The organism is Paenibacillus agaridevorans (assembly GCF_003112455.1).
In the GTDB taxonomy this organism is placed as follows: Bacteria; Bacillota; Bacilli; order Paenibacillales; family Paenibacillaceae; genus Pristimantibacillus; species Pristimantibacillus agaridevorans.
In genome coordinates this window covers 303,456-318,209 of sequence record NZ_BDQX01000458.1, presented here as the reverse complement: position 1 = coordinate 318,209, position 14,754 = coordinate 303,456, and the positions used below count along the sequence as shown (strand labels likewise).

16 protein-coding genes are annotated in these 14,754 nt (G+C 53.7%); 15 read left to right on the top strand and 1 reads right to left on the bottom strand.

The window, feature by feature from the left end; all coding sequences use genetic code 11:
• The first annotated feature begins 162 nt into the window (after positions 1-162).
• The 15 genes from PAT3040_RS35235 to PAT3040_RS35170 all read left to right on the top strand — a co-directional run bounded on the left by PAT3040_RS35235 (position 163) and on the right by PAT3040_RS35170 (position 14,396).
• Positions 163-1,680, top strand: a complete 1,518-nt coding sequence (locus PAT3040_RS35235) for a spore germination protein (RefSeq protein ID WP_108996273.1) — start codon at positions 163-165, stop codon at positions 1,678-1,680.
• Positions 1,677-2,894 (top strand): Ger(x)C family spore germination protein, encoded by a 1,218-nt coding sequence (locus tag PAT3040_RS35230; protein WP_108996272.1) that lies wholly within the window; start codon positions 1,677-1,679, stop codon positions 2,892-2,894. Before PAT3040_RS35235 ends, PAT3040_RS35230 begins: the two co-directional genes overlap by 4 nt.
• Positions 2,891-3,112, top strand: a complete 222-nt coding sequence (locus PAT3040_RS37835; RefSeq protein WP_181377019.1) for a hypothetical protein — start codon at positions 2,891-2,893, stop codon at positions 3,110-3,112. Before PAT3040_RS35230 ends, PAT3040_RS37835 begins: the two co-directional genes overlap by 4 nt.
• A gap of 23 nt (positions 3,113-3,135) precedes the next feature.
• Entirely contained in the window at positions 3,136-4,245 is a 1,110-nt protein-coding gene (locus PAT3040_RS35225; protein ID WP_258235313.1) for a GerAB/ArcD/ProY family transporter, read from the top strand.
• A gap of 116 nt (positions 4,246-4,361) precedes the next feature.
• On the top strand, positions 4,362-5,387 hold the full coding sequence (gene hrcA, locus PAT3040_RS35220) for a heat-inducible transcriptional repressor HrcA (protein WP_087567167.1): 1,026 nt from the start codon (positions 4,362-4,364) through the stop codon (positions 5,385-5,387).
• A 62-nt stretch (positions 5,388-5,449) separates the two neighbouring features.
• Positions 5,450-6,025: a nucleotide exchange factor GrpE gene (gene grpE / locus PAT3040_RS35215; protein ID WP_108996271.1), complete on the top strand. Its 576-nt coding sequence runs from the start codon at positions 5,450-5,452 to the stop codon at positions 6,023-6,025.
• 84 nt (positions 6,026-6,109) lie between these two features.
• Positions 6,110-7,954: a molecular chaperone DnaK gene (dnaK, locus tag PAT3040_RS35210; RefSeq protein ID WP_087567165.1), complete on the top strand. Its 1,845-nt coding sequence runs from the start codon at positions 6,110-6,112 to the stop codon at positions 7,952-7,954.
• Between the two features lie 173 nt (positions 7,955-8,127).
• Positions 8,128-9,258: a molecular chaperone DnaJ gene (gene dnaJ / locus PAT3040_RS35205; RefSeq protein WP_087567164.1), complete on the top strand. Its 1,131-nt coding sequence runs from the start codon at positions 8,128-8,130 to the stop codon at positions 9,256-9,258.
• Between the two features lie 100 nt (positions 9,259-9,358).
• Positions 9,359-9,544 (top strand): YfhD family protein, encoded by a 186-nt coding sequence (locus PAT3040_RS35200; protein WP_108996270.1) that lies wholly within the window; start codon positions 9,359-9,361, stop codon positions 9,542-9,544.
• A 3-nt stretch (positions 9,545-9,547) separates the two neighbouring features.
• A complete protein-coding gene (locus PAT3040_RS35195; RefSeq protein WP_087567162.1) occupies positions 9,548-9,760 on the top strand; it encodes a hypothetical protein in 213 nt (70 codons plus the stop codon).
• 110 nt (positions 9,761-9,870) lie between these two features.
• Positions 9,871-10,860, top strand: coding sequence for a 50S ribosomal protein L11 methyltransferase (prmA, locus tag PAT3040_RS35190; RefSeq protein ID WP_108996269.1), 990 nt, complete (start codon positions 9,871-9,873; stop codon positions 10,858-10,860).
• A complete protein-coding gene (locus PAT3040_RS35185; protein WP_087567160.1) occupies positions 10,860-11,549 on the top strand; it encodes a site-2 protease family protein in 690 nt (229 codons plus the stop codon). The genes prmA and PAT3040_RS35185 overlap by 1 nt, the downstream gene beginning before the upstream one ends.
• An 86-nt stretch (positions 11,550-11,635) precedes the next feature.
• Positions 11,636-12,424: an RsmE family RNA methyltransferase gene (locus tag PAT3040_RS35180; protein WP_108996268.1), complete on the top strand. Its 789-nt coding sequence runs from the start codon at positions 11,636-11,638 to the stop codon at positions 12,422-12,424.
• Between the two features lie 2 nt (positions 12,425-12,426).
• Positions 12,427-13,830 carry a tRNA (N(6)-L-threonylcarbamoyladenosine(37)-C(2))-methylthiotransferase MtaB gene (mtaB, locus tag PAT3040_RS35175; RefSeq protein WP_108996267.1) on the top strand — a complete coding sequence of 468 codons (1,404 nt, stop codon included), beginning with the start codon at positions 12,427-12,429 and terminating at the stop codon, positions 13,828-13,830.
• A gap of 134 nt (positions 13,831-13,964) precedes the next feature.
• Entirely contained in the window at positions 13,965-14,396 is a 432-nt protein-coding gene (locus PAT3040_RS35170; RefSeq protein WP_087567157.1) for an NUDIX hydrolase, read from the top strand.
• Positions 14,397-14,405: 9 nt separating this feature from the next.
• Here PAT3040_RS35170 and PAT3040_RS39420 read toward each other — a convergent pair.
• The coding region (locus tag PAT3040_RS39420) for a Na/Pi symporter (protein ID WP_258235312.1) at positions 14,406-14,754 on the bottom strand (349 nt) is incomplete at its 5' end.

Genomic DNA, 14,754 nt, shown 5'->3' with positions numbered 1-14,754 from the left:
AAAAGTTTGTTTCGTTCATCCGAACTTCAGGTAATCGCCGCTATTGACTCATGAAGCGTATGCGAGACAATTCGCCCAAGGTTGTCATATTTTCAATCGTATAGGAAATGTTATGAAGACGTGGCTCCTGCAACGCGACCAATCCAACAAGAGGTGAACGTCATGAACGCGTACGAGTCGAAGGGAAACGATCCCGATCTTCGATTGCCCGAATCATTGAACGAATTTCAGGAAGCCATCATCGAACTGATGGGCGACAGCTCGGACATCGTATACAGAGAGGTGCAGTTCGCGGGAATTGGCGGATTGGTCGTTTATGTCGAAGGATTGGCCGATCCCAGCGGCATTCTTGATTCCTTGATGGAAGCGAAAAACGAAGACCGGACTCGGGAAGGAGAGAATGGCGTTTCGCCGGGTCAGGCTCTTCGGGAACTCAAGATCAACACTTTGTCCGAAGGACGTATCATGGAGATCGATTCTCTCGGCGCCGCCTCCGTTTGTTTGCTGGCAGGAGGAACCGTCGTCTATTTGGACGGACTCGCCAAAGCGCTTGCAGCGGGAACGCAAAATTTGAAACAGCGAGCCGTGCAGGAAGCGACCTCGCAATCGGTCGTGCGAGGTCCGAGGGAAGGGTTTACGGAGTCGATCTCCGACAATACCGCGCTCATACGTAGACGGATTCAGAATCCGTCGCTCCGCATGCGGTACTTCCGCATGGGCGAGGAGACGCGAACTTCCGTCGTGGTCATGTATATGAACGGTAAGGCTGATCCGAACATCCTGCGGGAGCTTTACGATAAGCTGGAGAAGGCGGATCTGCCCAGCATTCTGGAGAGCAATTACATCGAAGAGATGATTCAGGATCAAAGGTACAGTCCTTTCCCCACGGTGTACAACTCGGAGCGTCCGGACGTTATCTCGTCGGCCCTTCTGGAGGGACGGATCGCGATTCTGGTTGACGGCAGTCCGTTTGTCCTTGTCGTTCCCGCTTTGTTCATGCATTACTTCCAGTCCAGCGAGGATTATTATCAACGCGGCGATTTCGCGAGCCTCGTGCGGCTGCTGCGTTATTTTTGTTTTGCGATCGCCTTGCTTACGCCATCCTTCTATATTGCGATTACCACGTACCATCAGGAGATGATCCCGCCCAATCTGCTTCTCAGCCTTATTGGACAGCGGGAGGGCATTCCGTTCCCGGCGTTCATCGAAGCTTTGATCATGGAGATCACGTTCGAAATATTGCGGGAAGCGGGCATCCGATTGCCGAAGTCGATCGGACAATCCGTCTCCATAGTGGGCACGCTCGTCATTGGGCAAGCTGCCGTAGAAGCGGGGTTAATATCGGCCGCAATGGTCATCGTCGTGTCGATTACGGCTATCTCCAATTTCGCTTTGCCGGCGTTCAACGTCGGCATATCGGCGCGGCTCCTTCGATTCCCGTTCATGGTGTTGTCGGCCTTGTTTGGCCTCTACGGCATAATCGTTCTCCTCATCATGCTGGGTCTCCATCTGTGCAAACTGGAGTCCATGGGCGTGCCTTATATGACGTCGTTCGCCCCGTTCCGGCTGTCGGACCAAAAGGATGCGCTGGTCCGATTGATGAGGCCTTTCGCCCGCAAATACTTCGGCAGCCTTAAGAAGCAGCCTGATCCCGCAAGACCTTCCGAGGGTTCGTCATGAAAGAGCGGCTGCGGGGCCTGATGCTCGCGGGGTTGCTGCTGCATGCGTCGCTGTTGACCGGCTGCTGGAACAGGCGAGAGCTGAACGATCTAGCCGTCGTCGTCGCGTTAGGCGTGGACCTGGAAGAAACGGGTTATCTGGTGACCGCGCAGGTCGTGAATCCCAACGAGGTCAGATCGCAGCGGAGTTCGTCCGGCTCCGCGTCGGTCGTTACCTACACGGAGAAGGGAGTATCCATTCCGGACGCTCTTCAGCGCATGCTGGGCAAGGTGCCAAGGCAGCTGTACCTGTCCCATTTGAGAGTGATGGTATTCGGCGAATCGCTTGCCAGGAAAGGACTGATCGACGTTTTGGATTATGCAGCCCGCGAACACGATCTTCGCAACGACTTCTACATGTTGGTGGCCAAGGGCTCGAAGGCTAGAGACGTGCTCAGCGTCGTGACTCCCTTCGAAAAGATACCCGCCGAATCGCTTTTCTCTTCGATCATGGTGTCTAACAAAAAATGGGCGGCGACGGGCCGAATTAAGCTACAGCACTTCATCACGGTCCTGGACCGCGGCGGCTCCAATCCCGTCTTGTCCGGCGTGAGGGTCGAAGGCGACAAAAAGAAGGGGAGAAACAACGACTTCCTGCGCGAGATTCGTCCGGAGACGATGCTCAAGCATGAAGGGTTGGCCGTGTTCCGCAAGGACAAGCTCGTAGGCTGGCTTGGCGAGGATGACAGTAAAACCGTCAATTACATGATCAACAACGTATCCGGCACGACGGGGTTCGTTCCGTGTCCCGGAAGAGGCAAGGGGAGTATCGGCGTAAGCATTATGCAGTCCAAAACATCCATCAAAGCGGTAAAGGGAGAAGACGGCAAGCCTGCTTTCAAGGTCAGGCATGTCCTCGAAGCGAACGTGGATGATGTGCAGTGCGAGCTGGATCTGTCGGATCCGGGCTCCATTACTTTGATCGAGAAGGAGCTGGAGGATCTGGCGCGCGGCAATACGGCCTCCAACATCCGCGAAGTCCAGCGCAAGTTCGCATCGGACATCTATGGTTTCGGCGAAGCGCTTCACAGGCAAATGCCCAAGGAGTGGGCCAAATACAAAAGCGAGTGGGACAGCTACTTCAAAACGGCGAAAATCGAAGTCAACGTGGAAGTGGCCTTGCGCAAAGTCGGCTCTATTCTTCAGCCTTTGAAGAAGGATATGGAGGGCCAATGAACTGGAGCATGACGCTTACGCTGCTAATGCCTCTCGTGCTCTTGCTGGAATGGCCTCAGCTTAAAGCTTTGAAGTCCAAGCGGGACAAAGCTTGTTTTGTCGCCGTCTGGCTGGTCGCGACGGCCGCCATGGGCGCGGAATGGGCAGGGTTGCAGCTGCCGAGGCCAATGGAAATCATCAGGGTGTTCTGCGCGCCAATCAATGCCATGCTGCCATAAGGCGAGATCTGAGAGGTGAGAAGGTGGGCAAATCTGGAGTGGGCAGCAGACAGTTTTTTATATTGACATTCGGGCTGACGGTCGGTACATCCATATTGGTTACGCCTTCAGGCCTTGCGGCGACGGCCAGGGAAGACGCGTGGCTGGGCGGTTTGGCGGGCTACATGATAAACCTCGGCATGGCAGCCATGTATATCGGCCTGGTCAAACTGTTCCCCGGACAGAATTTGTTCGGCATGTTCGAGAAGGCGTTCGGCAAGTGGGCGGGGAAAGCCGTGTCCCTCCTCTATTTTGTTTATTTTCTGATCCTTGCGGGCACGCTGCTCGGCAATCTCGGTTTCTTTGTGACAAGCGAGGTGCTGCCCGATACTCCTATCGACATCGTGCAAATTCTGTTCCTGGCCGCTTGCGTCATGTGCGCCAAGACGGGCATCGTCGTTCTGGCGAGGCTGGGAGAATTGATGTTTCCATGGATTTTATTTTTTTTTATGGTGCTCATTCTGGCTCTTCTTCCCCAGATCGAGTGGGATTACATCGCTCCGGTGCTGGAAGGGGGGCTTGGTCCGGTATTGACGGCTGGCTTCCATGCGTCCATGTTCCAGGAACTTATCGTCATGGTCGTATTCGTGCCGCAGCTTGCAAGCCTTCGAAATTGGAAGGGGGCGTTTCTGGGAGGCCTGACCTTCGGCCATCTGCTGCTGGTGTCCGTCGTGCTGTTCAGCGTCCTGATTCTGGGCATCGAACAATCCGCCAACAGTACCTTCCCGGCCTATGCTTTGGCGAAGACGATCAGCTTGGGCAATTTCCTGCAGCGGATAGAAGGCATACTCATCGCTTTATGGATCATGACGTTTTTCCTGAAGACGATGATGTTGTTTTTCTCAATGATGCAAGGAATGAAGACGATACTGGGACTAAAGAGCGCCAGCTATGCCGTCTATCCGATCGCCGTCGTCTTGCTGCTCGTCGCATGGAACACTTACGTGAACAGCGTCTATATCGGCGAGGTCATCCAAAAAGTATGGGGCGGCTATGCCATGATCCATCTCGTCGCCATTCCGCTCTTGACGGGAGCTTCCGGGCTGCTGCGCCGCCGCATGAAAATATTATCCGAAAATGCCGAACCGACTTGACAATCGTCAGAGCTGTTTGGTATTTTTGTAATAGTGATTAGCACTCATTAGAGTTGAGTGCTAACGAGGAAGGGGAACACTCCTTCCCGCGAAGAGAATCGGAGGAGGGTTTGGATATGTTGACGGAACGACAGCGTATGATATTAAACGCCATTGTAGACGACTATATCCGTTCGGCAGAACCTGTAGGCTCGCGCAGCATCTCAAAGCGCGGAGATGTCGGATTCAGCCCGGCCACGATTCGCAACGAGATGGCAGATCTGGAGGAGCTCGGATTTCTGGAGCAGCCCCATACGTCCGCCGGACGCGTACCTTCCACTAAAGGTTATCGTTATTATGTCGATCATCTGGTCAAGCTTGGCGAGGTGAACGTCAATGAGCTGGGATTAATGAAATCATTTGTTGCGGATAAGCTGAATCAGATGGAGCAGGTTATTCAGCAAACGGCCATGATTTTGTCGAATTTGACGAATTATACGTCGATATTGCTCGGTCCAGAATTGTTCCATACGTCGCTTAAGCACTTTGGACTGGTGCCGCTAAATGCCGAATCGGCAGTTGCGATCATCGTTACGAATACGGGACATGTGGAGAACCGCACAATATCGATACCGCCGAATCTGGATATGGACGATATGCAGAAGGTTGTCAATATTCTGAATACGAAGCTGGTAGGCGTGCCGTTGATCCGCCTTAAAGCCAAGCTCCATTCGGAAGTCGGACAGGAGCTCGAGCGCCATATCGATCATTACGAAGAGCTGTTGTCGGTGCTCGAAAGCGCGCTTCAAAACGACGAGGAGCAGCGCGTATTCATGAGCGGAACGACGAATATGTTGACACAGCCGGAATTCAAGGATGTCGACAAGGTTAAGACGATTCTAGATCTTCTTGACGAGACCCCTACCATCATGAAGATGTTTTCTTCTCTCCCGTCGGGTATCGGGGTTCGTATCGGCACGGAAAATGACCATAAGGCCATCAGCGATTGCAGTCTCATTACGGCCACTTATTCCATAAACGGAGAAGCGCTCGGGACGATCGGTATTCTCGGACCTACCCGAATGGATTATGGCAAAGTGATCAGCTTGCTCAATCTGATTTCAAAGGATATGGGGACGCTGTTAGGCAGATGGTATAAGTAAAAGGCAATAGGCAGGAGGCAGTCACAGGCTGCCTGCGTTCATTATACGAAGGAGGTGATAGGGTGAGTACCAAAGAACAACATAATGAAACAACAGATACAGCAGCTGAGGAAACTCTGGAACAGACAGCCGAACAAACGGAATCGGAATTCGCCGATCAGAACGAGGCTGGCGAGAACGCCGGGGAGGATGCAAGGTACGTCGAGCTCACGAAGCAAGCGGAGGAGAACCAACAGCGATACTTACGCGCGCAAGCGGATTTCGACAACTTCCGCCGCCGCACAATGAAGGAAAAAGAAGAGCTGGCGCAATACGCTTCCATGAAGCTGATCGATCAACTGGTTCCGATCGTCGACAACTTCGAACGGGCGCTGGCAGCCGCTTCGTCCAACAGCGATTACGACTCCTTGGCTAAGGGAATCGACATGATCTTCCGTCAGCTGTTTCAAACGCTGGAAGCCGAAGGGCTCAAGGCGATCGAAGCAGTAGGCCAACCATTTAATCCGGAGTTCCATCAAGCCATTATGACGGTGGAGTCGGATGAATATGAGGAAGGCATTGTCGTTGAGGAGGTTCAGAAGGGCTACATGCTGAAGGAGAAGGTCCTTCGTCCCGCGATGGTGAAGGTAAGCGGTTAACGCTGCGGACTGATTGATACTAACAGAATGATGGTTATACAGGTTTACGAGTATAATTTAACCCTTTGAGGAGGCCATTTACAAATGAGTAAAGTTATCGGTATTGACCTTGGCACCACAAACTCTTGCGTTGCCGTAATGGAAGGCGGCGAAGCCGTCGTAATTCCGAATCCGGAGGGCAGCCGCACGACTCCTTCCGTCGTTGGCTTCAAAAAGGACGGAGAGCGCGTCGTCGGCGAGACGGCTAAACGCCAGGCGATTACGAATCCGGATCGCACGATCATTTCCATCAAGCGCCATATGGGCACGAACCACAAAGAAAAAATCGACGATAAAGAATTTACGCCGCAAGAAATTTCCGCTATTATTTTGCAAAAATTGAAATCTGATGCGGAAGCTTACCTTGGCCAGACAGTAACTCAAGCAGTTATTACCGTTCCGGCTTATTTCAACGACAGCCAGCGTCAAGCGACGAAGGATGCGGGCAAAATCGCAGGGCTGGAAGTGCTGCGGATCGTCAACGAGCCAACAGCAGCCGCACTTGCTTACGGCATGGAAAAGTCCGAAGACCAAACTATTCTGGTCTATGACCTTGGCGGCGGCACATTCGACGTTTCCATCCTGGAGCTAGGCGATGGATTCTTTGAGGTAAAAGCAACGAGCGGCGACAACAAACTGGGCGGCGACGATTTCGACCAAGTCATCATTGATCACCTCGTAGCGGAATTCAAGAAGGAGCAAGGCATTGACCTGTCCAAGGACAAAGCGGCCGTTCAACGACTGAAGGACGCAGCGGAGAAAGCGAAAAAGGAGCTCTCCGGCGTTCTGACTTCGACGATCTCCCTTCCGTTTATCACAATGGTAGACGGCGTTCCGCAGCACTTGGAGATGAACCTGACACGCGCGAAATTCGAAGAGCTCTCCGCAGGGCTTGTTGAGCGTACGCTTGGACCTACTCGTCAAGCGCTGAGCGATTCTGGCTTATCCGCAAACCAGATCGACAAAATCGTTCTTGTCGGCGGTTCGACTCGTATTCCTGCAGTCCAGGAAGCCGTTAAGAAGCTGACCGGCAAAGAGCCGCACAAAGGCGTTAACCCGGACGAAGTCGTAGCTCTCGGAGCAGCCGTGCAAGCGGGCGTTTTGACAGGCGACGTAAAAGACGTCGTATTGCTCGACGTTACGCCATTGTCTCTTGGCATCGAGACGGCGGGCGGCGTGTTTACGAAAATGATCGACCGCAACACGACAATCCCGACAAGCAAGTCGCAAGTGTTCTCCACTTATGCGGACAATCAGCCGGGCGTTGAGATCCACGTTCTGCAGGGCGAGCGCTCCATGGCGAACGGCAACAAGACGCTGGGCCGCTTTACGCTGAGCGATATTCCGCCTGCTCCTCGCGGCGTACCGCAAATCGAAGTTACGTTCGACATCGATGCCAACGGTATCGTTAACGTATCCGCGCTAGACAAGGGCACTGGCAAGAGCCAGAAGATCACGATCACTTCTTCCGGCGGCCTGAGCGAGGCTGATATCGACCAAATGATGAAGGATGCCGAGCTGCACGCGGACGAAGACCGCAAGCGTCGCGAGCTTGTCGAAGCGAAGAACGCGGCAGACCAGCTTGTGTACTCCACGGAGAAGACGATTAAAGATCTTGGCGACAAAGTAGATCCATCCGAGATCGAAAAAGCGAACGCGGCCAAAGAGAAAGTGACAGCGGCGCTCGCTACCGAAGATCTGGAGCAGATCAAAGCGGCAACGGATGAGCTGACGGAGATCGTGCAGCAACTTTCCGTTAAGCTGTACGAGCAAGCCGCTCAAGGTGCCGAAGGCGCGGATGCAGGACCAGAAGGGGATGCTGGCGGCTCGAGAGCCAGGGACAACGTCGTAGATGCCGACTATGAAGTTGTAAATGACGATAAGAAGTAATAACGCGGGACAGGGGTCAAAGAACGGGCTCGCCCTTCTTTGACCCTCTTTCACGGTTCATAAGGAAGTCACGCGGGATCGGAAACGGTATCGTCAAATGTTCATTGACGGCACCGTTTCTTCTCGTGTTAAGATAGAGGATGTTGTGATTTCATTGCGGAGGTGAGAATCGGATGGCAAACAAACGGGATTATTACGAGGTGCTTGGCGTCGGCAAGGATGCCTCCGCGGAAGATATCAAGAAATCTTATCGGAAGCTGGCCCGGCAATATCATCCCGATGTCAATAAGGAAGCGGACGCGGAAAACAAGTTCAAGGAAGTGAAAGAAGCGTACGACGTCCTTAGCGACGACGGGAAACGATCGACGTACGACCAGTATGGACATGTAGATCCGAATCAGGGAATGGGCGGCGCGGGCGGCGCCGACTTCGGAGGCTTCGGCGACATCTTCGATATGTTCTTCGGCGGCGGCGGAGGAGGCAGGAGAGATCCTAATGCGCCCCAACGCGGCAACGATCTGCAATATACGATGACGGTAGAGTTCAAGGAAGCGGTGTTCGGCAAGGAAACGGAAATTACGATTCCGCGCACAGAATCCTGCGATACATGTTACGGATCGGGAGCCAAACCAGGCACGAAGCCGGAAACCTGTTCGACATGCCGAGGCACCGGACAACAGGAGGTCGTGCAGAATACGCCATTTGGCCGTATGGTTAACCGCCGTGCATGTACGAACTGCAGCGGCACAGGCAAGATCATTCGCGACAAATGCGGAACCTGCCATGGCGCCGGCAAAGTGAAGAAGCAACGCCGGATCAAGATCAATATTCCGGCAGGCGTGGACGATGGAGCTCAAATTCGGATGACCGGCGAGGGCGAAGGCGGCACGCGGGGAGGCCCGTCCGGAGATCTCTATATCGTGATTCGGGTGAAGCCGCATGACTTCTTTGAGCGCGAGAACGATGATATCTATTGCGAGGTGCCGCTAACGTTCGTGCAGGCAGCGCTTGGCGACGAGATCGAAATTCCAACGCTGACGGAGAAAGTTAAGCTTAAGATTCCAGCCGGCACGCAGACGGGCACGTATTTCCGCCTTAAGGGCAAGGGCGTACCGAAGCTGCGCGGTTACGGCACGGGAGATCAGCACGTCAAGGTGACGGTCGTGACGCCGACCAAGCTGTCCGACGAACAAAAGGATCTGCTTCGACAGTTCGGCGGATCGAACGGGGAGCCCCCGGCCGAGCAAAGCGAGCATCACGAATCCATATTCGAACGTATGAAAAAAGCATTCCGCGGAGAGTAATCCGCGGTGTGCTTTTTTGCATATTTCAGTTCAACGAGGCGCACGCTATTGCTGTTCCTATACGCGAACGACAATGGTTGCATACGAGGAGGATTTAAATATGACTGAACATCTCGACAAAAATGTCAATGGATTGGGTAATAGTCTGGAGAAGGTGAACTTCGGAGATTTGCCAATCGGACAAAACGAGGACGTGGAGTTTTCTCAGGAGCTTGCGGACGAGGCGGACATAAAAGCACAAAAGAGGGCTGCAGAGGCTGATCGCCGCATGAAGAACGGTGAGTAAGCGATGAGCGTGATCGAAATTCAAGCATCGTTCGGGAACGCGAGCGAAGCGAAGGAAGCGGCGCGCAAGCTGCAGGCATTGCGTGCCGCCGAAATTGGCGGCTACAGCGAAGGCGGAATGGTGACCGCGTCTGTTGACGAAGCCGTGGCGGACCGCGCCATTCATTTGATCCGCCAGATAGGCGGCAAGATCGATTCGGACATTTCTATGATTTAAGGAGAGCAGCGTGTTAGCCGGAGATGGCTTCACGCTGTTTTTTTGTACACAGCAGGCAGTCTGTTGTACAATAGAGGGTAGGTTTTGACGATAATTGGGAGGCAATACATATGAAATGGCATGAAATTACGATCTCCACAACGGAAGAAGCGACAGAGATGATCAGCAACTTCCTGCACGAGCTGGGAGCCGGCGGTGTTTCTATTGAAGAATCCGGTACGCTTAACAAGCCTCGCGACACGTCGCTGGGACAATGGTACGAGCTGCCGCTTAACGATATTCCGGAAGGGCAGGCCGTTATTAAAGGTTATTTCGCGGAAGGCACGGATCTGGATGGTTTGTTGGAAGAGCTGAAGCCTCGCGTCGAGGAGCTGCGGACCTTCGAAATCGATCCGGGAGAGGTTGCGTATGCTTGGCACGAAGTAGATGACGAGGATTGGGCAACGGCCTGGAAACAATATTTTAAGCCGATTCGCGTCTCCGATACATTAACAATCAAGCCGACATGGGAGGATTACACTCCTGAAGAAGGCGAACGGATTATCGAGCTTGATCCCGGTATGGCATTCGGAACGGGCACGCATCCAACAACAGCGCTGTGTTTGCAGACGCTTGAGTCCGTCGTTCGCGGCGGGGAGGAGATGATCGATGTCGGCACGGGCTCCGGTATTTTGGCCATTGGCGCGTGCAAGCTCGGGGCAAAGAGTATTCTCGCGCTAGATCTGGACCCTATTGCAGTCTCCAGCGCGACGGAAAATGTGAGTCTGAACGGATTGTCGGAGAAGATCGAGGTTCGTCTTAGCGACTTGTTGGGCGTTCTACGCTACGGCGGAGCTGACTCGGGTTCTGCGTCCTCGCTGCAAGTAACGGTTCCCGTTGATCTTGTCGTTGCCAATATATTGGCCGAGATCATTTTGTTGTTTATCGACGACGTCTACGAGGCGCTTAAGCCGGGAGGCATCTACATCGCTTCGGGCGTGTACAAAAACAAGGAAGACGACGTGGAAAAAGGACTTAAGGCTTCCGGGTTCGAAATCGTGGAAAAACGGCGCGACGAGGACTGGATCGCGTTTGTGGCGCGTAAGCCGCAGGAGGGCTAATGGAACGTTTCCTATGGTATCCGCTTGAGCATCTGCCGTTTATTGTTCTCGTTATTATGATTGTATTTACGGTGCACGAGTTTGCTCACGCGTACAGCGCCTACAAGTTCGGGGATGACACGGCTTACAAGGAAGGCCGAGTGACTCTCAATCCCATGGTCCATCTTGACTTGATGGGCAGTATCCTGCTGCTTATCGCGGGTTTCGGATGGGCGAAGCCGGTTCCCGTCAACGCCAGCCGCTTCAAGCATCGCAGAGTCATGAGTATCGTCGTGTCGGCCGTCGGCCCTCTGAGCAATTTATTGATGGCCGTCGTAGGCATGTTTATTATTTACGGATTGGTCGCATCAGGTGTCGTGCATGTAGCGTCGACAGGCGTTCAAGATGCGCTCATCGTGTTTTTTTCTTATTTTATTATGATCAATATTTTGTTGTTCGTCTTTAACCTGATCCCGTTGCCGCCACTCGACGGATACCGTATCGTTTCGGAATTTCTACCGCTTCGGCTTAGATACAAAATCGAGCAAAACATCCATTGGGCGATGATTCTATTTTTGCTTTTCGTTTTCATTCCGCCGCTCAGGGCCGTGACGCTGGATCCGATTCTATCCTTGCAGTATCCGTTGTTCAACGGGTTAAACGATTTGATGCAGTCCATCTTCGGATTTAGGATTTGGTTGCCGAGGTAGGCGGTTGGTACTAGATTCAAATGGATTTTGTCCGGTCAAACGTGCTAATATGAAGGTTGGATAATAAGTAAGGTGGTTAGTTCTACATGCAACGATACTTTGTGGCGCCGGAGCAATTTAACGACGGTGTCGTTACGATAACGGGCGAAGATGCCCATCATGCCGTTCGCGTCATGCGCATGAAGCCGGGCGATGAGATCATCGTCAGCGACGGAGCGTCCAGGACGGCGCTGGCGGCAATTTCCGAGATGGAAGCTCAGGAAGTGAGAGCTGATATTAAGAGCTTATTGCCGCAGGACAGCGAGCCTGCCTGGCTCGTTACGATTGCACAGAGCTTGCCGAAGGGCGACAAGCTGGAGCTTGTCATTCAGAAGGGGACGGAGATCGGCGCAGCAGCTTTTTTGCCCTTCCAATCGGAGCGCAACGTCGTGCAATACGATGCGAAAAAAGAAGCCAAGCGGCTCGAACGGTGGGGAAAGATTGCCAAGGAAGCCGCGGAGCAGAGCCACCGGCATCGGATACCGCCTATCGCCGCCGTGAGGAGCTGGAAGGAGCTTCTGGCGCTCATTCCCGGTTATGATCTCGCCATCTTCTGCTTTGAACGCGAAGGGCATGCCGCGCACGGCGTCGGCATCCGTACGGTTACGGAGCGATTCCGGAGCACCAAGCTGGGGGCGGTGGCGGAAGGCGAACAGCCGACCGTCTTGCTCATCGTCGGACCGGAAGGCGGGTTCTCGGAGCGGGAAGCGGCGGAGGCCGAAGGAGCCGGCGCGGTCATTGCGGGACTCGGAAAACGGATATTGAGAACGGAGACAGCGGGAATCGTCGGATTAACCTGCCTATTATACGAAGCTGGAGAAATGGGAGGAGAATGACCATGCCAACGGTCGCCTTTTACACACTGGGCTGCAAAGTGAACTTCTACGATACGGAAGCGATCTGGCAGTTATTTAAAAACGAGGGATACGAGCAGGTCGATTTCGAATCGACGGCTGACGTCTATCTCGTCAACACTTGTACGGTAACGAATACGGGGGACAAAAAAAGCCGCCAAATTATTCGCCGCGCCGTACGGCGCAATCCCGACGCCATTATCGCTGTTACGGGCTGCTATGCGCAGACTTCCCCCGCGGAAATTATGGCGATCGAGGGCGTCGACCTTGTTATCGGCACGCAGGATCGCGAAAAAATCATGTCGTTCGTGGGTCAGATCCAAGCCGATCGCAAGCCGGTCAACGCTGTTCGAAACATTATGAAAACCCGTTCCTTTGAGGAGCTTGACGTACCTGACTTCACAGAGCGCACGCGTGCCTTCCTCAAGATTCAAGAGGGCTGCAACAACTTCTGCACGTTTTGCATCATCCCATGGTCGCGGGGGCTGTCCCGCAGCCGCGAGTCGGAAAGCGTCATCGAGCAAGCGAAAGCGCTCGTCGCCTCCGGGTACAAGGAGATCGTCTTGACGGGCATCCATACCGGCGGCTACGGCGACGATATGGAAAATTACAATTTGACAAGCTTGCTGTGGGATCTCGATAAAGTGGAAGGTCTGGAGCGGATTCGCATCAGCTCCATCGAGGCGAGCCAGATTGACGACGCCATGATCGATGTCCTGAACCGTTCCAGCAAAATGTGCCGCCATCTTCACATCCCGTTGCAAGCGGGCGAGGATTCCGTGCTTAAACGGATGCGCCGCAAATATACGACGGAGCAATTCGCCGCGAAAATCAAGCGGCTGCACGAAGCTATGCCTGGCGTGGCCATTACGACGGATGTGATTGTTGGTTTCCCAGGAGAGACGGATGAGATGTTCGAGAGCGGATACCGCTTCATGGAGGAGATGGGTTTCGCCGAAATGCACGTATTCCCTTATTCCAAACGTACGGGTACGCCTGCAGCGCGCATGGAGGATCAGGTCGACGAAGAGCTGAAAAACGAACGTGTTCACAAGCTGATCGATTTATCCGAGAAAATGCAGCTGAAGTATGCAGAGCAGCATGTCGGAGCCGTGTTGGACGTTATTCCGGAGCGAGATTACAAGGGAGCTCCGGGAACGGGTTCTGTAATGGGATATACGGACAATTATATCCAGGTCGTATTCGAAGGATCGGAAGAGCTGATCGGTCAGCTATGCCGCGTAAAGATAACGGAAGCCGGCGTCAACGAATGCCGTGGACAGCTCGTCAGGGTCCTGGAGCCGCGTCGGGGAGATGCTGTTGAAGCTTCCGCCGAGGACAAGGATCATGAATTCCGTTATGATCGTCCGGAAGCGCTGAGAGCCTAAGTGTTTGCAAGGGCGGCTTCGTTTTGACAAGCCTAAATCAGGATTCCGATTCTATCTCGCGTCAGAAGGCGGAGAAGATGAAGGAATCCTTTGCTGCATATAATAATGGGTAAAGGGTGCAAGGGGGAAGGATCATGTTGGAAATCTCTGCCGGCGGGGTCGTATTCCGCCATAACGAATCCGGACAGCTTCAAGTTCAGCTTATTCAGGACCGCTACGGTAAGGTTTCCCTGCCAAAGGGGAAGATGGAGCCTGGAGAGACGGTCGAGCAGACAGCGCTAAGGGAAATTCGCGAGGAGACGGGACTGAGCGGAGAGATCGTGGCGCCCATCGCCCAGATCAAATACCAGTATGAGCATGCCAAACATGGCACGGTCAATAAGGAAGTGCACTATTATCTTGTGAGGGCGATCGGCGGCACGCATCAAGCGCAGGTCGAGGAGATCCGCGGCGTTGACTGGTTTGAACCCCGGGAGGCATGGCGGAAGCAGAAGCAGTCCGGCTACGACAACAATCATCGTATCGTCGCCGGAGCTTTGCAATTGCTTGGACTTAACGTGAATTAGCCAAACTTATCAACTCGACTCGCGATTGTCCAGCCTCCGCCAGAACTTGGCGTAGCAGAGAGGAAGGGCGATCAGCGAGCAAACGATGTTGAAGATGGTCTGCGCATGCGCGATCTGGGAGGATGGCGAATGCGCAATCGCGCCGGACACAGCCGTCAATTCGCCGATAAACGGCTGAAAGAGAAGAGCCCCGCCCACATTCAAGACGATATGGGAGAGCGCAACGAACTTGCCTCCTCGCGAACCGCCGAGCGAGGCTAAGAGCGCGGTTACGCAAGTGCCTACGTTGGCGCCGACAACAATGGCAACCCCGATCTCGGCCGGCATGCCGTTCATCGCGACAAATCCCATGACCATG